The 20,739-nt window shown below is 61.8% G+C and carries 14 protein-coding genes and 1 riboswitch; of the genes, 7 read left to right on the top strand and 7 right to left on the bottom strand.

Annotation, left to right across the window (positions count from 1 at the left end):
- Positions 1 to 803 precede the first annotated feature (803 nt).
- From recA to IVA95_RS35695, 3 genes are all read left to right on the top strand, one after another.
- Positions 804 to 1,892 (top strand): recombinase RecA, encoded by a 1,089-nt coding sequence (gene recA, locus IVA95_RS35705; protein ID WP_213246056.1) that lies wholly within the window; start codon positions 804 to 806, stop codon positions 1,890 to 1,892.
- Positions 1,893 to 2,002: 110 nt separating this feature from the next.
- A complete protein-coding gene (locus tag IVA95_RS35700) occupies positions 2,003 to 3,010 on the top strand; it encodes a hypothetical protein (RefSeq protein ID WP_247514777.1) in 1,008 nt (335 codons plus the stop codon).
- Between the two features lie 181 nt (positions 3,011 to 3,191).
- On the top strand, positions 3,192 to 3,989 hold the full coding sequence (locus tag IVA95_RS35695) for a hypothetical protein (RefSeq protein WP_247514776.1): 798 nt from the start codon (positions 3,192 to 3,194) through the stop codon (positions 3,987 to 3,989).
- A gap of 59 nt (positions 3,990 to 4,048) precedes the next feature.
- On the opposite strand, the gene gcvP is transcribed toward IVA95_RS35695, so the two are convergent.
- From gcvP to gcvT, 3 genes are all read right to left on the bottom strand, one after another.
- Complete coding sequence (gene gcvP / locus IVA95_RS35690; RefSeq protein ID WP_247514775.1) at positions 4,049 to 6,937, bottom strand: aminomethyl-transferring glycine dehydrogenase; 2,889 nt, start codon at positions 6,935 to 6,937, stop codon at positions 4,049 to 4,051.
- Positions 6,938 to 7,109: 172 nt separating this feature from the next.
- Positions 7,110 to 7,475, bottom strand: coding sequence for a glycine cleavage system protein GcvH (gcvH, locus tag IVA95_RS35685; RefSeq protein WP_247514774.1), 366 nt, complete (start codon positions 7,473 to 7,475; stop codon positions 7,110 to 7,112).
- Between the two features lie 41 nt (positions 7,476 to 7,516).
- Entirely contained in the window at positions 7,517 to 8,662 is a 1,146-nt protein-coding gene (gene gcvT / locus IVA95_RS35680) for a glycine cleavage system aminomethyltransferase GcvT (protein ID WP_247514773.1), read from the bottom strand.
- A 139-nt stretch (positions 8,663 to 8,801) separates the two neighbouring features.
- Positions 8,802 to 8,892: riboswitch (glycine riboswitch) on the bottom strand.
- A gap of 211 nt (positions 8,893 to 9,103) precedes the next feature.
- On the opposite strand from gcvT, the gene alaS reads away from it, so the two are divergent.
- Entirely contained in the window at positions 9,104 to 11,776 is a 2,673-nt protein-coding gene (alaS, locus tag IVA95_RS35675; protein WP_247514772.1) for an alanine--tRNA ligase, read from the top strand.
- A 77-nt stretch (positions 11,777 to 11,853) separates the two neighbouring features.
- On the opposite strand, the gene IVA95_RS39225 is transcribed toward alaS, so the two are convergent.
- Complete coding sequence (locus IVA95_RS39225; RefSeq protein WP_346658095.1) at positions 11,854 to 12,045, bottom strand: hypothetical protein; 192 nt, start codon at positions 12,043 to 12,045, stop codon at positions 11,854 to 11,856.
- 97 nt (positions 12,046 to 12,142) lie between these two features.
- The gene (locus IVA95_RS35665; RefSeq protein WP_247514771.1) at positions 12,143 to 13,123 is read right to left on the bottom strand and encodes a tripartite tricarboxylate transporter substrate-binding protein; all 981 of its coding nucleotides are present in this window, start codon (positions 13,121 to 13,123) and stop codon (positions 12,143 to 12,145) included.
- A gap of 170 nt (positions 13,124 to 13,293) precedes the next feature.
- On the opposite strand from IVA95_RS35665, the gene IVA95_RS35660 reads away from it, so the two are divergent.
- The gene (locus tag IVA95_RS35660; RefSeq protein ID WP_247514770.1) at positions 13,294 to 14,865 is read left to right on the top strand and encodes a winged helix-turn-helix domain-containing tetratricopeptide repeat protein; all 1,572 of its coding nucleotides are present in this window, start codon (positions 13,294 to 13,296) and stop codon (positions 14,863 to 14,865) included.
- A gap of 661 nt (positions 14,866 to 15,526) precedes the next feature.
- Positions 15,527 to 16,555, top strand: a complete 1,029-nt coding sequence (locus tag IVA95_RS35655) for a fatty acid desaturase (RefSeq protein WP_247515132.1) — start codon at positions 15,527 to 15,529, stop codon at positions 16,553 to 16,555.
- Between the two features lie 123 nt (positions 16,556 to 16,678).
- On the opposite strand, the gene IVA95_RS35650 is transcribed toward IVA95_RS35655, so the two are convergent.
- Entirely contained in the window at positions 16,679 to 18,442 is a 1,764-nt protein-coding gene (locus tag IVA95_RS35650) for an adenylate/guanylate cyclase domain-containing protein (RefSeq protein ID WP_247514769.1), read from the bottom strand.
- 303 nt (positions 18,443 to 18,745) lie between these two features.
- Between IVA95_RS35650 and IVA95_RS35645 the strand changes: the two genes are divergently transcribed.
- Positions 18,746 to 19,741 (top strand): acetylserotonin O-methyltransferase, encoded by a 996-nt coding sequence (locus IVA95_RS35645; protein ID WP_247514768.1) that lies wholly within the window; start codon positions 18,746 to 18,748, stop codon positions 19,739 to 19,741.
- A gap of 216 nt (positions 19,742 to 19,957) precedes the next feature.
- Here IVA95_RS35645 and IVA95_RS35640 read toward each other — a convergent pair whose 3' ends face one another.
- Positions 19,958 to 20,464, bottom strand: a complete 507-nt coding sequence (locus IVA95_RS35640) for a DUF3455 domain-containing protein (protein ID WP_247514767.1) — start codon at positions 20,462 to 20,464, stop codon at positions 19,958 to 19,960.
- Positions 20,465 to 20,739 lie beyond the last annotated feature (275 nt).

Below are 20,739 nucleotides of genomic sequence, written 5' to 3'. Positions count from 1 at the left end.
TGGCCATTGCAAATTTGAGAAAGGTTGCCGCTTGTTCCGTGAGGTATTTCTTGCCCGGCACAATACTGGTTCCCCGTTTACTACTGTCATTACCCGTCACACCTGCTGCGAATACGCATTGCGGCGAAATCCGTTCCGGGGAAAAGTACGAAACTATACTTAAGTCGGTGGTCTCACGCTGATCGTGCGTCCGGACTTGGGGCCGGGCGCGGAAGGCGCCAGCCCAGCGAGGCAGGGTGGGGCGCGATGTCAGTCCTCGCCCAAAAGCTTCCCGGTTTCCTATGGACCAAATGAAGCCGGGTACAGGCGAGGCAGACGACGGACACATACGAATTGGGCTCGCGAATTGGGCTCGCCGTCCGGTGCGGTCGCCGGAAGCCGATGCTGCACTTCGTGCCCAGCCGTGGGTTTGCGTAGTTGGGGGACCGTCCGGCCAACGAAAGGCGAAGTGCGGGGGTGGCCATCTGCGTCAGGACATGCCGCGAGCTGGGATTGAAGATTCGAAGTTCCGGTACCGAAACACCGTGGTGTTACGGACTCCAAAAATGCGTGTGGATGAATCTATGCTTAATGTCGCCGGGGCTGCTTTTCATTCCGAACCAATTTGTACCGGCAGAGGGCCGCCGAGAGGCGGCCCTCTTTTTATTTTGTACGGGCGAAGGACTCGGAAATGAATCCGGCGAAAAGAACATATTGCGAACATGGAACAAAGGTGGTACAAATCTTCTAAACGAAATCGAATCCTAAAAGCTGCTCACCGCCGTTTTCCCGCTCGCGAATCCCCGCCATAAGGAGCACGTATTATGTCCGCTACTGCCCTGCGTATCGTTGAAGGATCCTCCATGGATAAGACCAAGGCCCTGTCCGCCGCGCTCTCCCAGATCGAGCGCCAGTTCGGCAAGGGCTCGGTGATGAAGCTGGGCAAGAACGATCGCTCGATGGACGTCGAGACGGTGTCGTCGGGCTCGCTCGGGCTCGACATCGCGCTCGGCGTCGGCGGGCTGCCGAAGGGGCGGGTGGTCGAAATCTACGGGCCGGAATCCTCCGGCAAGACCACGCTGGCGCTGCACACGGTGGCGGAAGGGCAGAAGAAGGGCGGCATCTGCGCCTTCATCGACGCCGAACATGCGCTTGACCCGGTCTATGCGCGCAAGCTCGGTGTCAACATCGACGAGCTCCTGATCTCGCAGCCCGATACCGGCGAGCAGGCCTTGGAAATCTGCGACACGCTGGTGCGCTCCGGCGCGATCGATGTGCTGGTGGTCGATTCGGTGGCGGCCCTGGTGCCGAAGGCCGAACTCGAAGGCGAGATGGGCGATGCGCTGCCCGGTCTGCAGGCGCGGCTGATGAGCCAGGCGCTGCGCAAGCTCACCGCCTCGATTAACAAGTCCAACACCATGGTGATCTTCATCAACCAGATCCGCATGAAGATCGGCGTGATGTACGGCTCGCCTGAAACCACCACCGGGGGCAACGCGCTGAAATTTTACGCCTCCGTCCGCCTCGACATTCGCCGCATCGGCGCGATCAAGGAGCGCGACGAAGTCGTCGGCAACACCACCCGCGTCAAGGTGGTGAAGAACAAGCTGGCGCCGCCCTTCAAGCAGGTCGAGTTCGACATCATGTATGGCGAGGGCGTCTCCAAGATGGGCGAGATCCTCGACCTCGGCGTCAAGGCCGGCATCGTCGAAAAATCCGGCGCCTGGTTTTCCTATGACAGCCAGCGGCTCGGCCAGGGACGCGAGAACGCAAAAGCCTTCCTCAAGGCCAACCCTGACATGACTGCCAAGATCGAGATGGCGATTCGCCAGAACTCCGGCCTGATCGCCGAGCAGATTCTGGCCGGTCCCGCCGAGCGCGACGCCGAGGGCGAGGAGCCGGCAGACGAATAAGCTTTGGAAATGCTTCAGGGGTTAAGGCCTGAAGTGACGGACGGGCGCTGCGGACGTTGAGTTGCCGACGTTCTCAGCGCCCGTTTTGTTTGGTGGTGTGGGTGGGTGTGATGAAGCCTCTGATCCTGACCGGCTGGCTGATCCCGGAATTCACCAAGTCGGAATTCGCCGATCTCGCGCTTACTTTCTTCTTTCGCTTCGGCTGGGGACCGTTGCCTTCGCCGGACGAACTCGCAACCTGTCTTGGCCCGGGCACGTCCGATGTCGCACCGGGGCATCACTGGTCGGACTTTGCCACCGGGTGGAATAAAACCAAAAACAGAAGTCGCAGGGATCTCAGTCTGGCTGAATTCTGTCAGCACTACGAGACCGTCGAACTATGGTTCGACACGCAACCCAATGCGCAGTTGCAACTGATCTGGCTGCTCGATTATTTCCGATCTTATCCGGAGACTGTCGCGAAGTTGAAGTTTCGTCTGGTTGACCTCGCGATGATTGAGCTTGAACGGCTCGGCAGGTGGCAGCCGCCGGCCGTTGACATCACGGAAAAGGAATTGGCGACAGCGAGCGCGGCCTGGCAGGCCTATCGCGCGCCGACGCCGGAGGCCTGCTTCGATCTGCTCTACAAGGACTTGAGCGCTCTTCCGCTGCTCAAGCCGGTCCTGATCGATCTGCTCGAAGAATTGCCGTCAAGTTCAACAGGCCTTGGCGCCACGGAAATGCGGATGCTCGAGCTGATCGCGCGGGGGTACTCGCTCACGAGTGCGCTTTTCCATCTCTACCAACTGCGGCAAACGCGCGTCTTCAACGAGTGGGAACACGGCTACTTGCTGGATGGGCTTGCGCACGGCCCGCGTCCGGCTGTGGCGGGCCTCGACCAGGAGCTGCGCACCCTCGACCGCGAAAATTTGCGGGACCGGCATGCGGCTTATTTGCGAAGCAGACTCTCGATCACCGAATTCGGCGAGGCTGTTCTCGCCCACAAGGAAGACTTCAGTCGGCACAATCCGATCTACCGCTGGTGGGGCGGCACGCACCTGACCAACGACAATCTCTGGCGCTGGAATCCGGCGCTGGTGAAGCCCGGACGCGCGCGGGCTGAACGAGGCGTACCATGACGCGCCTGATCCTGACGGCCGATTCCTCAAGCGCGGGCGGCGTCGTATCGGCCGGTCATGCCGATCTGGCTGTCGCCATCGAGCTCCGGATGGTTTGGGGCCACCGCCTTCCGATGCGGAGCTTGCAGCGTCTTTGGCGACGAGGACAACCCAAAGGCCGGATTCGCATTGGCTCGATTCGGTGCCGCCGCCGCGCCTGCAGAAATTCGGAATCAACGACCTCGGATTGATCGAGGCTTGCGAACGTTTTGAGGCCGTCGAGCTCTGGATGGAAGCGGCGCCCAATGCTCAACTGATACTGATCTGGCTGTTGGATTATCTCGGCCCGCAGGCCAAAAGCTTGGATATCATTCTGCGACACGTGGACGCCTCCCTTAACGAGATAGAACCGGCGCGTCTTGCCGAATTGAATTTCCCGGGCGTGGAGATAACCGACGGTCATCTTGAAGTCGCAAGCCTTGCCTGGCAGGCCTACCGTTCACTCACGCCAAAACCGTGGTTCGATCTGCTGAGCAGGGATCTCAGCATCTTGCCGCAGCTCAGGCGGTGTGTTCTGGAAATGCTCGAAGAGCTTCCAGGACGCGCAACCGGGCTCGGCGCCTCCGAACTGCGGATGCTGGAATTGATCTCGGCCGGCTACGGGCATCCCTTTGACGTCTTTCCCCATCACAGGCAGCGCTTTCAGCGACGCGTGTTCGGTTACTGGGAAGCCGGTTTGCTGCTGGAGAGACTTGCGCTGGCACCGATCGCGGCTGTGTCGGGCCTCGCCGAATGGCCATTCACTCTCGAGATGCACGACGAGCATGAGCGTTTCGCGCGATATAAGGATAGCCGGCTATCGCTCACCGCGCTCGGCAAGGCAATTTTGGCCGGCACCGAGGATTTCAGTCGCCACAACCCGATCGACCGCTGGTGGGGTGGCACGCACCTGACCAACGATAATTTGTGGCGTTGGGATCCGGTGCTTGTTGCGCCGTAGCGGCGCGACCGTAGACCGTAGCATGGGGAGAGCGCAGCGAAACCCATCCTACAAGAGCGTCACTCCGCCGCCTGCGCGTAGTCATTCACCGGCGGGCACGAGCACACCAGATTGCGGTCGCCATAGACATTGTCGACCCGTCCCACCGGGCTCCAATATTTGTCGGTGCGCGAGACGCCATCGGGGAAACAACCCGTGGCGCGGCTATAGGCGCGGTTCCACGCATCATCAACAATGTCATGCACGGTGTGCGGGGCGTGGCGCAAGGGCGAGGCTTCGACCTTCCAGCGGCCGATCTCGATCTCCGTGATCTCGCTTCGGATCGCGATCATGGCGTCGCAGAATCGGTCCAGCTCCGCCTTCGATTCCGATTCCGTCGGCTCGATCATCAGCGTGCCCGGCACCGGAAAACTCATGGTCGGCGCGTGGAAGCTGTAATCGATCAGGCGCTTTGCGATGTCGTCGACGGTGACGCCGCTCGTCGCCTTCAGCGGGCGCGGATCGACGATGCATTCATGCGCGACGCGACCCTTGGCATTCTTGTAAAGCACTGGGAAATGCGGATCGAGGCGGCTCGCAATGTAATTGGCGTTGAGGATCGCCATTTCAGTGGCGCGCGTCAGGCCTTCGCCACCCATCATCAGGATGTAGATGTAGGAGATGGTCAGGATCGACGCCGAGCCGAACGGCGCCGCCGACACCGGCCCGACGGGATGCGGCACGGCGCCGTCGGTCGTGGGATCGCAATTTGAGGGATGACTCGGCATATAGGGCGCGAGATGCGCCTTCACGCCGATCGGGCCCATGCCCGGGCCGCCGCCGCCATGCGGGATGCAGAACGTCTTGTGCAGGTTGAGATGCGAGACGTCGGCGCCGTAGTCGCCGGGGCGCGAGAGGCCGACCTGCGCATTCATGTTGGCGCCGTCGAGATAGACCTGACCGCCATGGCTGTGCACTATGTCGCAGATCTCCGTGATGTGCTCCTCGAACACGCCATGTGTCGAGGGATAGGTGATCATCACGGCGGCGAGATTTTTGGAATGCTTCTCCGCCTTGGCGCGGAGATCGTCGACGTCGACGTCGCCCCGCGCGTCGCAGGCCGTCACAACTACCTCCATGCCGACCATGCTGGCAGACGCCGGATTAGTGCCGTGCGCGGAGGAGGGGATCAGGCACACCTTGCGGTGCGGCTCGCCGCGCGCGGCATGATAGGCGCGGATCGCGAGCAGCCCGGCATATTCGCCCTGCGCGCCAGAATTCGGCTGCAGCGAGATCGCGTCATAGCCGGTGATGTCGCACAGCCATTTTTCCAGCCGCGCAAACAGCGCGTGATAGCCGGCCGCCTGCTCGCGCGGGGCGAACGGATGGAGCGAGCCGAACTCGGGCCAGGTCAGCGGGATCATTTCCGTGGTCGCGTTCAGCTTCATGGTGCAGGAGCCGAGCGGGATCATGGCGCGGTCGAGCGCGAGGTCGCGATCGCTGAGCTTGCGCATGTAGCGCAGCAGCTCGGTCTCGGAGCGATGCGTGTGGAACACGGGATGGACGAGAAAGGCGCTGTCGCGCTTCAGTTCGGCGGGCAACGTTTCGCGCGCGCCCAACTCGACATCTGCATAAGACAGCTTGCCGCCGAAGGCGCGCCATACCCCCTCAATCGTTGCGGGCGTGGTGGTCTCGTCCACCGCGATGCCGAATATGCCGTCACCGATGCGAAGATTGATCTTCTCGGCGAGCGCGCGCGCGACGATCTCGCTTTGCTTCGCGCCGGCCGCGACGGTAATGGTGTCGAAGAAGGCGTGCGATTGCGGCGCATAGCCGAGCTTTGTCAGCCCCGCTGCCAGCACCGCGGCGCGGCGATGCACCGTGCGCGCGATATGCGTCAGCCCCTCGGGGCCGTGATAGACCGCGTACATCGAGGCGATCACCGCCAGCAGCACCTGCGCGGTGCAGATGTTGGAGGTGGCCTTTTCGCGGCGGATGTGCTGCTCGCGGGTCTGCAGCGCCAGCCGATAGGCCGGCTGCCCCCGCGAATCCACCGACAGTCCGACGATGCGGCCGGGCAGCGAGCGCTTTAGCGCGTCACGCACCGACATATAAGCCGCGTGCGGGCCGCCATAGCCCATCGGCACGCCGAACCGCTGCGTCGCGCCAATGGCGATGTCAGCGCCAAGCTCGCCGGGGGAGGCGATCAGCGTCAGCGCCAGCAGATCGGCGGCAACCACGGCAAGCGCACCCTTCGCGCGCAGGGCCGCGATCGCGGGCCTGAGATCGCGCACCGCGCCCGTCGTTCCCGGATATTGCAGCAGCCCGCCGAACACGTCAGCGCTTTCGAGATCGGCGAGGGGATCGCCGACGACGAGATCCCAGCCCAGCGGCTCGGCACGGGTGCGCAGCACGGCGAGCGTCTGCGGATGCACTTCCGCATCGACGAAGAACGATCTTGTTTTCACCTGCGAGGCCCGCTCGGCCAGCGCCATCGCCTCCGCCGCGGCGGTGCCTTCATCGAGCAGCGAGGCGTTGGCCACATCGAGTCCGGTGAGGTCGCAGATCATGGTCTGGAAGTTGAACAGCGCTTCCAGCCGCCCCTGGCTGATCTCCGGCTGATAAGGCGTGTAGGCGGTGTACCAGGCCGGGTTCTCCAGAATGTTGCGCTGGATCACCGTGGGCAGAATGGTGCCGGAATAGCCTTGGCCGATCAGCGAGGTGAACACCTGGTTCTGCGCGGCGAGCTCGCGCATGTGCGCCAGCGCTTCGGTTTCGCTCAGCGCGGGGCCGAGATCCAGCGGCGCCTTCTGCCGGATCGTCGACGGCAGCGTCTGGCTCATCAATTCGCCGAGGCTTTTCGCGCCGACGCTCTCCAGCATCGCGCTGATGTCGCGGGGCGAGGGGCCGATATGCCGGCGCACGAAATCGGTGGCGGCTGCAGCGGTGGTCTTGAGCGGCGCGTTCATCGCAATTTCCCTTGTTGATCGTCATGCCCGCCTCCGGCGTCATACCCCGCGAAGGCGGGGTATCCAGTACGCCGTGACGTCAGCGATTGAGCCGAGACTTCCCGGCGTACTGGATCGTCCGCCTTCGCGGACGATGACAGCGAGTATGAGGTTGCCGGTTGCCTCATCATCCTCACGCCGTATGTGCCTTGTAGGCAGCCTCATCCATCAGGCCGCCGAGTTCGCTTTTGTCCCCGATCTTCAGCTTGAAGAACCAGGCCTTGCCGCCGGCATCGGAATTCACCAGCGCGGGCTCGGCGGCGAGCGCTTCGTTGACTTCGATCACTTCGCCGGAGATCGGCGCGTAGACGTCGGAAGCGGCCTTCACCGACTCCACCACGGCGGCGGCTTCGGCCTTCTTCAGGGCGCGGCCGACTTTCGGCAATTCGACGAACACGACGTCGCCGAGCTGCGATTGCGCGTAATCAGTGACCCCGATGGTGGCGACATCGCCCTCGATGCGGAGCCATTCGTGGTCGGATGTAAACAGCGTCGTCATGAAAACTTCCTTCAGCGTTTGCAGGTTCAGCGTTTGCAAGTTCAGCGTTTGTAAGTGTTGGGAACGAAGGGCATGGCTGCGACCTGCAGCGGCAGGCGCTGGCCGCGCAGTTCGGCGAAAACCTGCGTGCCGTTTGCGGAGAGCGCGATCGGCAGATAGCCCATCGCCACCGGCGCATTGAGGCTCGGGCCGAAGCCGCCCGAAGTGACATTGCCGACGGCCTCGCCCGATGCCACATCCGCAAACAACAGCGCGCCTTCGCGAACCGGCGCGCGGCCCTCGGCGCACAAGCCGACGCGGCGACGCGCTGCGCCTTTTTCAAACTGTGAGAGGATTTTTTCTGCACCCGGAAAGCCGCCCGCGCGGGCGCCGCCGCTGCGGCGGCTTTTCTGCACCGACCATTCCAGCGCGCCCTCGACCGGCGTCGTCGTGGTGTCGATGTCGTGGCCGTAGAGGCAGAGCCCAGCTTCCAGCCGCAGGCTGTCGCGCGCGCCCAGGCCGATCGGCAGCACGTCGGCATTTTCCAGCAGCGTCGCTACCAGCGCCTCGGCCTGTTCGGCCGGCACCGAAATCTCGAAGCCGTCCTCGCCGGTATAACCGGAGCGAGAGACGAAGCAATCGAAAGCGGCGACCTTACGCGGCCCGCTATCCATGAACCTCATGGCTGTCACGTCTGCACAAAGGTTCGCCAGCACCGATTCCGCCTTCGGTCCCTGCAGCGCGATCAGCGCGCGGTCGGCAAGCGAATCGATGATGCAGGTATCCGAGAGATGCGCGCGCAGATGCGCTTCGTCCTCGGCCTTGCAGGCGGCGTTGACGACCAGAAACAGGTGGTCGCCGAAATTCGCCACCATCAGATCGTCGAGAATGCCGCCGTCTTCATTGGTGAACTGCGCGTAGCGCTGCCGTCCCGGCGCAACCGCCAGGATGTCCTGCGGCACCAGCCGCTCCAGCGCCAGCGCCGCGTCCTCTACCTTGCCGGATTTCGCCCGCAGCGCGAGCTGGCCCATATGGGAGACGTCGAACAGGCCGGCGGCGCTTCGCGTATGCAGATGTTCCCTGAGCACGCCGGCCGGGAATTGCACCGGCATCTCGTAGCCCGCGAAGGGAACCATTTTGCCGCCCCGCCCGACGTGAAGCGCGTGCAATGGGGTGCGTTTCAGGGGAGATTTGTCGTGTGCCAGCATCCGTCAGGCCCTCATGGGTTCCGGAGACCAGCCTCCGAGAAACCCAAAGAAAGCCCCATCTGTCGCTGTGCCTGAGAGTATTATCCCGTCGGCGGACGCCCTGGGCACATGTTTGCCCGGCGTCTCTTTCCAGATGCTATTTCATCACGCGGTCCGTTTGCCTGAGAGTTTCCGGGGCGGTTGCTCCTTCGGCGCCGGCGCTGAAGCCGATCTCTCCCGACGTGACGTCTTACAGATAAGAGGGAAACACAGCCCTGCCAAGCCTGTCAACGCAGCCGCAGCATTATCAACGGGACTTGCGCGCCATCTTGTGTGCTGCGGCAAGCCTATGATCCGCCTGCACAGTTTCTGGACACCGCGACGGCCCTTGTCTAAAAGCGTTCGGCCGGAAGATTGGGCTATTTGCAGCCCAACCCGGCCATATTTCCGATTGGAATGGACATGAGCGGCGTTAACGAGATCAGGTCGAAATTTTTGGACTTCTTTGCCGAGAACGGCCACGAGATCGTGCCGTCCTCGCCGCTCGTGCCGCGCAACGACCCGACGCTGATGTTCACCAACGCCGGCATGGTGCAGTTCAAGAACGTCTTCACCGGCGTCGAGAAGCGGCCCTACCAGCGCGCCACCACCTCGCAGAAATGCGTGCGCGCCGGCGGCAAGCACAACGACCTCGACAATGTCGGCTACACCGCGCGGCATCTCACCTTCTTTGAGATGCTCGGCAATTTCTCGTTCGGCGACTATTTCAAGGAGCGTGCGATCGAGCTCGCCTGGAACCTGATCACAAAGGAATTTGGGCTGAAGAAGGACAAGCTGCTGGTCACCGTCTACCACGACGACGAGGAGGCGGCGCGCCACTGGAAGAACATTGCCGGGTTCTCGGACGACCGCATCATCCGGATCGCCACTTCGGACAACTTCTGGGCGATGGGAGACACCGGCCCGTGCGGTCCGTGCTCCGAGATATTCATCGATCGCGGCGAGCATATCTGGGGCGGGCCTCCGGGCAGCCCGGAAGAAGACGGCGATCGTTTCCTTGAATTCTGGAACCTGGTCTTCATGCAGTTCGAGCAGGTGACGAAGGACGAGCGCGTCGCGCTGCCGCGCCCGTCGATCGATACCGGCATGGGGCTGGAGCGCATGGCCTGCATCCTGCAGGGCGTCGACAGCGTCTTCGAGACCGATCTTTTCCGTCATCTGATCGATGCCGCCGCTTCGGCCCTCGGGCATGGGCCGGAGGAAAAGAACGTTGGGTCGTTCCGGGTCATCGCGGACCACCTGCGCTCTTCAGCCTTCCTCGTTGCCGACGGCGTGCTGCCGTCGAACGAAGGCCGCGGCTATGTGCTGCGCCGGATCATGCGCCGCGCGATGCGCCACGCGCAGCTCCTCGGCGCGCGCGAGCCGCTGATGCATCGTCTGGTCTGGGCCCTCGTGCGCGAGATGGGCCAGGCTTATCCGGATCTGGTGCGCGCCGAAACGCTGATCGAGGAAACGCTGCGGCTGGAAGAGACCCGCTTCCGCAAGACGCTGGAGCGCGGGCTAGCGATTCTCGACGAGAAGAGCGCCGGCCTGAAAAAGGGTGACATGTTCGATGGCGACACCGCTTTCACGCTGTACGACACCTATGGCTTCCCGCTGGATCTCACGCAGGACGCGCTGAAGTCGCGCGGCATCGGCGTCGATCAGGCGGCGTTCTCTGACGCCATGGAGCGGCAGCGCGAAAAGGCGCGCGCGTCGTGGGCCGGCTCGGGCGATACCGCCAGCGAGGCCATCTGGTTCCCGTTGCGCGAAAAACTCGGCGCCACCGAATTCCTCGGCTACGACACCGAGAGCGCCGAGGGCGTGGTGACCGCGCTGGTCAAGGACGGCAAGGATGCCGACAGCCTGAAGGCCGGCGAGACCGGCGCGATCGTGCTGAACCAGACGCCATTCTATGCGGAGTCCGGCGGTCAGGTCGGTGACACCGGCTTGCTGACGGGCGAGGGCCTCAAGTTCCGCGTTACCGACACGCAGAAGAAGGCCGGCGATCTCTTTGTGCATCTCGGTACGGTGGAGCAGGGCACGCTGAAGGTAGGCACCGCGCTGCAGCTCGAGGTCGATCATGCGCGCCGGTCATCAATCCGCGCCCATCACTCGGCGACGCATCTGCTGCACGAGGCGCTGCGCCAGGTGTTAGGGGATCATATCGCCCAGCGCGGCTCGCTGGTGGCGCCTGACCGTCTGCGCTTCGACTTCGTGCATCCAAAACCGATCACGGCGGAAGAACTCGCCCGCGTCGAGGACATCGCCAACGAGGTGGTGCTCGAAAACGACGAGGTGACGACGCGGCTGATGGCGGTCGATGATGCCCGCGAAGCTGGTGCGCGCGCCCTGTTCGGCGAGAAATACGGCGATGAGGTCCGCGTGGTCTCGATGGGCAAGCAGGCCCGCGCGCACGGCCAGAACGCGCTCGGCTGGTCGGTCGAATTGTGCGGCGGCACCCATGTGCGCCGCACCGGCGATATCGGGCTGATCTCGGTGACCGGCGAAAGCGCGGTGGCCTCAGGCGTACGGCGCATCGAGGCCCTGACCGGGCGTCATGCGCGCAAGCACGCCAATGATACGATAGCGATCGCGAAGACGGCGGCGTTGGAGCTGCGCACCTCGGTTGACGACATGCCGGCGCGCATTGCGGCGCTGATGGAAGAGCGCAAGAAGCTGGAGCGCGATCTGTCGGATGCGCGCAAGAAGCTCGCGATGGGCGGCGGCGCGGGCAACGGCGCGGCGGCCGGCGGCGTGCGCGAAGCGGGCGGCGTCAAGCTGCTGGCCCGCGCGGTCGAGGGCGTCGAGACCAAGGATCTCAAGAGCCTGGTCGACGACGGCAAGAAGCAGATCGGCTCCGGCGTCGTCGCGATCGTCGGCGTCACCGAGGACGGCAAGGCCGGCATCGTCGTCGGCGTCACCGCCGATTTGACCGCGCGCTTTAACGCCGTCGAACTGGTGCGCAAGGGCTCGGAAGCGCTCGGCGGCAAGGGCGGCGGCGGCCGCCCAGACATGGCGCAGGCCGGCGGTCCCGATGGGGCCAAGGCGAACGCGGCGCTATCGGCGATTGAGCAGGCGATGGCTGGGGCCTGACCTGCCGCCATTTCTGTCATTGAACCTTGCGGCGTCGCATTGCCGCTCGTTATGATGCTCGGCCCGTTCGGCTCCAGTCAGGTCGCCGCCATCTGATCGATTGTCATGGTGCTGGGCGCAATCGTATCGCTCGGATCGAACGTCAGTACGTTGCGACAGGCGATGGTCGCCATGAGCGCCGCCGAGGTGCGGCGATCGGATCTCATCAGCAGGATCGAGCTTCGAGTGGTTGGTGACACGAGAATGAAACGGATCTGAGGTGCTTGCATGTGCAGGCTCCCGGTTTGGGTAGGAGCCAGCTTCGCCAGTCCGCTGTGCACCTGGCTCGGAATGCAGGATATTGCCTTGTAGGCGCCCCCGGGACCTTCAATCAGTCGGGACGAACCCTGTTGCTTGAACGATCGCTTTCCATCGTTCGGATTGCGATGCGATCAGCCGGGCAAAGTCCCCCATGGAGATCGCGTCAAGTTCGACTGCCAATTTTGCCATGCCGGACTTTACCTCGTCGGTGCGCAGGGCCCTTTGGATAGCAGCATTGAGCTTTTCGACGATATTCGCTGGCGTCTTCGCTGGAACGAAAACCCCATACCACGTGAGGTCCTCAAGCGACGGATATCCAGCTTCTCCCACCGTTGGCACAGCGGGAAGAAACGGACTGCGGTGCGGTCCGGTGGTTGCCAGTGCGCGAAGATCTCCGGATCGGACGAGGCCCAGGGAGCTGCCGACTGGCATAATGGCTGATGCGATCTCCCCTTTGAGCAAATCCTGGATCGAGCCGTTGCCTTGATAGGGTACGTGAAGAAAATCGAAGCCGGCGGTGCGGCCCAGCATCGCACCGAGGAAATGCAGCGTGGTGCCGGCACCCGCCGTGCCGTAGGTGGCCTGCTTTGGGTTGGCGCGGCACCAGGCGACGAAATCTGCAAGGGTCCTTACGTCACCCGGCACCTTCGGACCTACCGTCAGCAAGGTCGGGGTTGAGGCGACGGTCGACACTGGGGTGAAATCCCGCGGCTCGTATCTGAGTGTCTTATAGACGTGTGGAAAGAGCATCATGAATCCAAGCGGTGCGAGCAGCATAACCGTTCCGTCGGCGTTAGCAGTCTTCACGGCCTCGACCGCAACACGACCGGCTGCACCGGGCCGGGTCTCGACCACGATCGTCTCCGCATAGTCTTTCATCTGGCCGGCAACGAGCCTTGCCAGGGCGTCCTGCAATCCGGGCGTGAAGCCTGTCAGTATATGCGCGGTTCTTGCGAGCGGTTGTGCGGAAGACCTCTGCACTAGATCCGTGGCGGACAAACAGACACCGGCCGCCGACACGGTCAACAAGTCACGACGTGTGATCATTAACTGTCTCCCCGACTCGTCTCATTTCTTCAGCGTGGGCTCTACCTTCGGGTGTACCATGGCAAGGATGGACATACTTACGCACCAGCTTACTTTTTCCTTACCGACAGCTTATTATTTCGCTCAGGCACTGGGACTTCGACGGTTGGACCGCCGTGCAGGGAAGCGGCTTGCGCTATTTCTTTGATGATTTTTCATTCGATACCGCCCGGCGCGAGTTGCGTCGCGGGACGGATGTCATCGCCGTCGCGCCACGAGTGTTCGACTTGCTGAATTATCTGATCGGCAACCGGGAACGCGTCGTCAGCAAGGACGAACTCATAAGAGCCATTTGGGAAGGTCGCATTGTCTCGGATGCAGCTCTCGATACCCGCCTGAATGCGGCGCGGAACGCGATCGGTGATTCCGGAGATGAGCAACGCCTCATCAAGACCTTTCGGCGCAAGGGCGTCCGTTTTATCGGTGCGGTACACGAAACGCCGGCGTCAACGGGAGCGACCGTCACGACCAACTCGCCGACCCCCGCTTTTGCCGCTCCAGGTAAACCCTCGCTCGTCGTTTTGCCGTTCGCCAATCTTAGCCCCGATCCCGAACAGGAATATTTCGTCGACGGCGTGACCGAGAGCCTTACCACTGATTTGTCGCGCATGGTTGGAATCTTCGTGATCGGCCGAAACACCGCTTTCACTTACAAGGGTAAGCATGTCGATTTGAAGCAAATCGGTCGAGAACTCGGCGTTCGCTATATCCTTGAGGGGTCCGTGCAGCGTGGGCAAGGCCGCATACGCATCAACGTCCAGCTCATCGATGCCGGAAGCGGCAATCATCTGTGGGCCGAACGATTCGATAAGCCAATTGCCGATTTCCTCGACATGCAGGATGAAATTGGCGCGCGTCTCGCCAATCAGCTCGGAACCGAGTTGGTCACGGCCGAGGCACGACGGGCGGCGCAGGCGCCACATCCGGATTCGATGGATCTGTATTTTCAGGGCATGGCGAGTGTGCATCGGGGATCGGACCCCGCAAACCTATCGCAGGCGCGTAAGTTCTTCGAACGAGCCATCTGCCTTGACACCAGCAACGCTGAAGCAGTGGTTGGCATGGCGTTCGTCGATGCGATACGAGGAACTTCCATGCAGACCGGCGACCGGACAGCACGCCTCCTGGCGGCCGAAACGTCTTTGGCCAAGGTGCTTGCGCACCTGCCAAACCATGCCATGGCGCATTGCCTCCTTGGCGTCGTCCAGATCTTTACCAAACGTGCTGCTCAGGGTATCGCCGAATGTGGGCGTGCATTGGCGCTAGATCGAAATCTAGCCACCGCTTACGCGTGGATTGGGCTCGGCAAATGCTACCTGGGTCGAGCCGAGGAAACCGAAGCTTGCGTCATGCAGGCATTTCAACTTTCTCCCCGCGACAACAGGGCGTTCACCTGGATGATTAATGCCGGCGTCGCACAGTCGTATCTTGCGGTCGATGAAGCTGCTGTCTACTGGTTCAAGCGGGCCATCGAGACCAATCCGAATGTCGCCGCGTTCGTTCACGTCTACCTTGCCGCGGCGTTGGCTCATCTCGGGCGGATCGAAGAAGCGCGGGCTTCGATACAGATGGGACTGGCCATCGACCCCAATTTCACTCTCGCCCACTTCCACGCCAGTTCGCCAACGGACAACCCGACCTGTCTCGCACAACGGGTGCGGATTGCCGAGGGCATGCGCAATGCGGGGCTACCGGAAAGGTGATTGGCAAACCGGCATTCTGCTTCGAGATGGGTCAGTAGGATTCCACGTACAAATGACTGCATTTGGCACATCGCGTCATTTCACAGCGCTGCGGAATTTGGTCGCTATTGAAGCAATAGCGGACGTGTTCCTACAGCCCAGGCAGCGCTGCCTGTTCTCGACCTTAGAGGCTAGTTTGAAAATGGAGTGGCCAATTTCGTTTTCGGCGAACCCGTGCAAATACGGACAGCATTAGTCCGATCTGAACTTTCGTCGGATGGCTGTCTAGAGCATCCAGCGCGGTGAGTATTAGTGGCGCACCCCATGGAGTGCTTCATTCACAAAGAGAATATCCGTCGTGTCAAACCGACGCGAATGACCTAACGGGAACAGCGGTGACGCGGATCCGCAAGTCCTTGACGTCGTCTCAGTTCGTGTCCATATGTCGGGAAATCGACACTTGGGCGGACGACTGGCCGCTTTGCCTTGTTCCTGACAGGCACGCACGTTTCAGACCCTTCTCCAAAATCGATCAACCGACGAAGCTGCCGATCCTTCGGCGCTTCGATCTTACGTGCACCTGTCAGAAGGGGATATCTCTGTGCCTAAGAGCACTGTGCAGCGGTCCAACGGGCAAGAGGGCTTCGGCTTCATTCAATCTCCCTCCATTCAACCTCCCTCCATTCAACCTTCCAATGACGGCGATGACGCGCTCGACGCCCGGCGTTGGAAGCGCATTTTGGCCAGCTACAGCACGCCAACTCGGCTGCGCAGCATTGCCGAGTTGGCGATCACGGCCTTGCCGCTCGTAGTGCTTTGGACCGCGGCCTGGTTCACATTCTCCCTCGGCTATGCCTGGGCTTCATTGCTTATCGCGATTCCGGCTGCCGGCTTTCTCGTACGCCTGTTCCTGATCCAGCACGATTGCGGTCATGGCACTTTTTTTGCCGGCCGCCTGGCGAATGACTGGGTCGGCCGCGTCCTTGGCGTGCTCACGCTCACGCCCTACGACTGTTGGCGCCGCACGCATGCGATTCATCATGCCACCACCGGCAACCTCGATCGCCGCGGTATTGGCGATCTCGATACGCTGACAGTGCGCGAATACCGGGCGCTTTCCTGGTGGGGTCGTCTGAAATACCGTCTCTACCGCCACCCGCTGATCATGTTCGGTGTCGGACCAGCCTATCTGTTTCTTTTGCAACACAGGATTCCGGTCGGCCTCATGCGCAATGGCTGGCAGCCCTGGGTCAGTACGATGGCAACCAATCTCGCGATTGCCGTCATCATCGCTACGCTCACGTGGTTTATCGGCATCAAGGCGTTCCTGCTCGTGCATCTTCCGATTATGCTGCTCGCCGCCACGGCCGGCGTATGGCTGTTCTACGTACAGCATCAATTTGAGCACACGGCGTGGGAGCGCGACGAGAGCTGGAACCTGCATCAAGCCGCTCTGCACGGCAGCTCACATTACGATCTGCCGGCCCTGCTGCGCTGGTTCACCGCCAACATCGGTATTCACCATGTGCATCACCTCTCCAGTCGAATTCCGTATTACCGGCTGCCGCGCGTGCTGCGCGACTATCCTGAACTGCGCGACGTCGGTCGCATAACGCTGCTGCAGAGCTTCCGGTGTGTGCGGCTTGTGTTGTGGGACGAGGCGCAGCGCCGTTTGGTGTCGTTCCGGGAAATCAGAACCCGGGACTTTTAGGAAGCAGCGCCAGATCTCGCCGCACCATCGCGGTGGCGACTGCGAGTTCTCGATCCCCCGATAGCTGCGATCAGTCGAGATCGCCGTCGGGCGCCGAAACGAGAAAGACTTTTGCGACATCGCTCAGCCGTTCCACCCAGCCTTCGCCAGACCTTCTTCGATGCGCTGGGCGTAGATAGCGTCTCGAAACGGAAGCCTCGCGCTATACGCGCTTCGCGAGATCTCGGGCTCCCGGCGGCGGATTTCCTGGATACATTGCGCCGCGTCCGCCTTGCGGCCGAGCTGCCCACGACTGGCAGCCAACATCTGATGACCGAGCCAGTAGAGTGGCGTCAGCGTCACCGCGCGGCGGGCGGTCTCCTCCGCGGCCTCATAGGCTTCGAGCTGGTAGTGGGCGACGGCCATCGCCGGAATACAGCGCCCGACGGTACGATCGTGCGGGCGCAACTGAAACGAATGGGCGACGGTTTTCAGCGCTTCCTCGAATTCGCCGACGCAGTCGAGCGCATAGCCAAGCACCGAATAGGCATGCGCGAGACTCGGATTAAGCGCAATCGCCTGCCGGGCCGCCGCTATGGCCTCCTCGTGCCGGCGCAGCCAAAGCGAGCTTTGGGCGAAAAACATGTGCGCCCGCGCATCCTTCTCGTCGAGGGCGACTGCCTTGCGGGCGAACTCGAATGCGCTTTGCAGCTTTGACTCAAAGTCCGCACCAAACTGCGCCGAAATGTACTTGCTGTAAGCCATGCTGGCATAGGCCGGAGCATAATTGGGATCCGCCTCAATGGCTGCCGTGAACAGGCGCTGCGCCTCGGCTATGCTTTCCGGATTGAATCTATAGAGGTGCCAATTGCCGCGCTGGACCAGATCGTAGCCGGTGAGGCTTCTGCGCGTCGTTGCCCGGCGCTCCTCTACTTCCATGATCTCCGGCTCGACCGCGGCCGCGATGCTGGTCGTGATGTCGTCCTGAATCGCAAACAGATCGCCGACCTGGCGATCGTAGCGCTCCGCCCAAACGTGGTGTCCGGTCAGCGCGTCGATGAGCTGGGCGGTGATGCGGACCCGGTTCCCCGCCTTGCGGACGCTTCCTTCCAACACGTAGCGGGCGCCGAGCTCCCGGCCGACCTGTTTGATGTCGATTGAACGGCCCTTGTAGACGAAGGAGGAGTTGCGGGCGATCACCGGGAATCGGCACCACGTCGCAATCGCTGTAATGAGATCCTCGCTGATGCCGTCGGCAAAGTACTCTTGCTCGGGGTCGCCGCTCATGTTGGCGAACGGCAGCACGGCAAAAGTGGGGCGATCGGTGAGATTCGGCAGTTGCGTGCCAGTTGCGACGGAACCGACCGGTGCCTGGGGCCGATCGAAGACGACGCGGTAAAGCCGCACCGGCCGGACGATGTTCTTGAGCTGCCGCTCGCCGAGGTCTTCGAAGCCGAGATCGAGCCGCCCGCTCGCGTCCTCCTGGACGCGGGCGGAGACGCAGATGCCGCCCGGCTCGGCCATGGTCTCGAGCCGCGCTGCGATGTTGACGCCGTCGCCATAAATGTCTCCGCCGTCGATCATCGTATCGCCAGCGTTGATGCCGAGCCGGAACACGAGGCGCTGCGACTCCGGCACGGTGGCATTCCGCTCGGCCATTCCGCGCTGCACCTCGACGGCGCAGCGGACCGCGCCGAGAACGCTCTCGAAAGTGGCGAGAAAGCCATCCCCCGTGGTCTTTACAATCCGGCCGCGGTTCTCCCGGATCTTCGGTTCGATCAACTCTCGAAAATGCGCCACGAGCGCGGCGTGAGTGCCTTCCTCGTCGACGCCCATAAGCCGTGAATAACCGGCCACATCGGCCGCCAGGATGGCGGCGAGCTTGCGTTCAACTTCTGCGGTGCCCATCACTGTCGCCTTGTTCGAAAGTCGGGACCGTGACGACGAAGTATAACCGAGGCCGCGACAAACTTCACGGGCTTCAGTCCCTCGTTTTCCTCCTGACCCAGGGGGCCGGAGAAGGTTTGCTTCAGTCCTCTCAAGCCCGATTTATGAGCGCGCGCTGGATCGTTTGAAGCTCGTCATGCCTATGGACAGCATGGAACGCTAGATCAATCCGGCAATCCAAGGTAATGATCGTGCGTCACCGCTACTTCAGTATTTCATTTAAACGTAAATCCGGTGAGGCTCTGGCCGCTTGGAAAGAAAATCATGCTCAGTCCCTCTCAACAACTCATTCGACTCGGCTTCGGCTTCATGATCTCTCAGGCATTGAATGTTGCTGCAGACCTCAACGTTGCGGATCGCCTGGCCGCTGGAGAACGGAGCGTGGACGATTTGGCGGCAGAGACGGGCTGTCGCGCTGACGCGCTCTATAGGATCATGCGGGTTCTCGCCGCCGAAGGCATCTTTAGCGAGACCGCGGACCGTCGTTTCGAACTAACCGAATTAGGCTCGGCGTTGCGTTCCGACGAGCCCTCAAGTCCCCGCGACCTGATCCGAATGATGAACCGGGAGCCATACCTTGCCTTCGCGCAGCTCGGCCATTCGGTGCGCACCGGCTTACCGGCATTCGATAAAGTGTTCGGAAAGCCGAGGTTCGATTGGTTGGCCGACCATCCCGACGATGCTGCGCTTTTTCAGCATGCTATGATCGCCCTAAGTCAAGGTGATAACGAAGCCGTAGCCGAGGCATATGATTTTGGGCCTTTTGCTCGGGTCGTCGATGTGGGTGGCGGCCATGGGAAGCTCCTATCCGAGATCCTCATGCGACATCCCCACTTGTCGGGCGTTCTATTCGATCTACCAGCCGGCGTTCAGATGGCGCGGGCCCGTGCGGGGGATTTTCCGCCACATACCGAGTTCGCGGCCGGGAATTTCTTCGACTCTGTTCCAACGGGCGCGGACGCTTATATTCTGAAGAAGGTCATTCACGACTGGAATGACGAACGCGCGGTGCGCATCCTGCGCAATTGCCGGGACGCGATGAAGCCGCACGGAAGAGTACTTGTTGCGGAGACAATCATTCCCCCTGGGAACGAATTAAGTACGATTAAATTAATCGACGCAAATATGCTTGTCGTCACCGGGGGCGTCGAGCGTACCGAAGCCGAATATGCAGCTTTGTTTACTGCTGCGGGGCTGCGCCTTGAGCGCGTCATCTCTACTGGTCAGCCGATTTCAGTTCTTGAGGCAAGCCAACTTTGAAAGCCTTGAAGTTTATCGGCTAGAGGAGCCGACGCTATTGGCACATCGCTTCATTTCACCGTGCGCGGAAATTTGATAGCTATTGGAGCAATAGCGGATATCGATTGAGCTGCACCAATCAAGCTTGATTTATGACTCGCGCTGGTTCGATCATGCCCTGGGGCAAAGCGCGAAGCGCATCTTCGCGCCAGGTGTCCCGGCCATGGCGGATCGCGTTCAGTTCTTGCGCAGGAACACGTAGTCCGCGGAGTAGGGCACGTTGCGATAGGTGCCTGGCTTGTCGCAGGCACCTTCGAGCTTTCCGCCCACCGTGTTGATCCGCTGCACAGTGGTCACGCCGTTAAGAATCCCGGTGCCGCGCCCGGACGTCACAGTCAGCTTCAGCCACGGGATATCGTTAGGCGTACCGCCGGGCGCGTTGCCGATTGCCTTGCCGACGACGGCGCTGCTGTCGATGTGTTCCCAGTTCGGACCGGTGTAGTGCCGGCCGACGGTCTTGCCGTCGAGCAATAGTGTCGCGATCGGCTCGCGGAATGCCCAGGCGAGCTTGCCGTCGGCGGCGGTCTTGCATTCGTAGACTTGCGCGCCCTCGGCGTGAAGGGTCAGCACGGCTTTCTCTCCCGGCGCCGCGATGGCGTCGGGAAGAGGTGTCTGGGCAGATGCGGGGAGGAGGGAGCCGGTCAGGAAAAATGCGACGAGCGCGGTATCCCTAAGCAACGACATGATGGTCCTCCGTCGTTTTCACCGTCATTGCGAGGAGCGGTAGCGACGAAGCATCCAGACTGATTCCGTGGAAGGATACTGGATTGCTTCGCTGCGCTCGCAATGATGGGGTGGACGGCCCCCGAACGGCATCGATGTGCCAGACTGGCGATGCTGAGTCGAACCAGACAAGGGGACCGTCCATGACGAAGATTAGCACGATTGGGTTGGATCTGGCTAAGAACGTGTTTCAGGTTCACGGGATTGATGCATCGGGAAGGGTTGTGCTGAGGCGG

The sequence above is a fragment of the Bradyrhizobium sp. 157 genome (genome assembly GCF_023073815.1).
Taxonomy (GTDB): domain Bacteria; phylum Pseudomonadota; class Alphaproteobacteria; order Rhizobiales; family Xanthobacteraceae; genus Bradyrhizobium.
The sequence above is the reverse complement of the archived record's forward strand: the minus strand, read 5'-3'. Positions and strand labels throughout refer to the sequence as shown.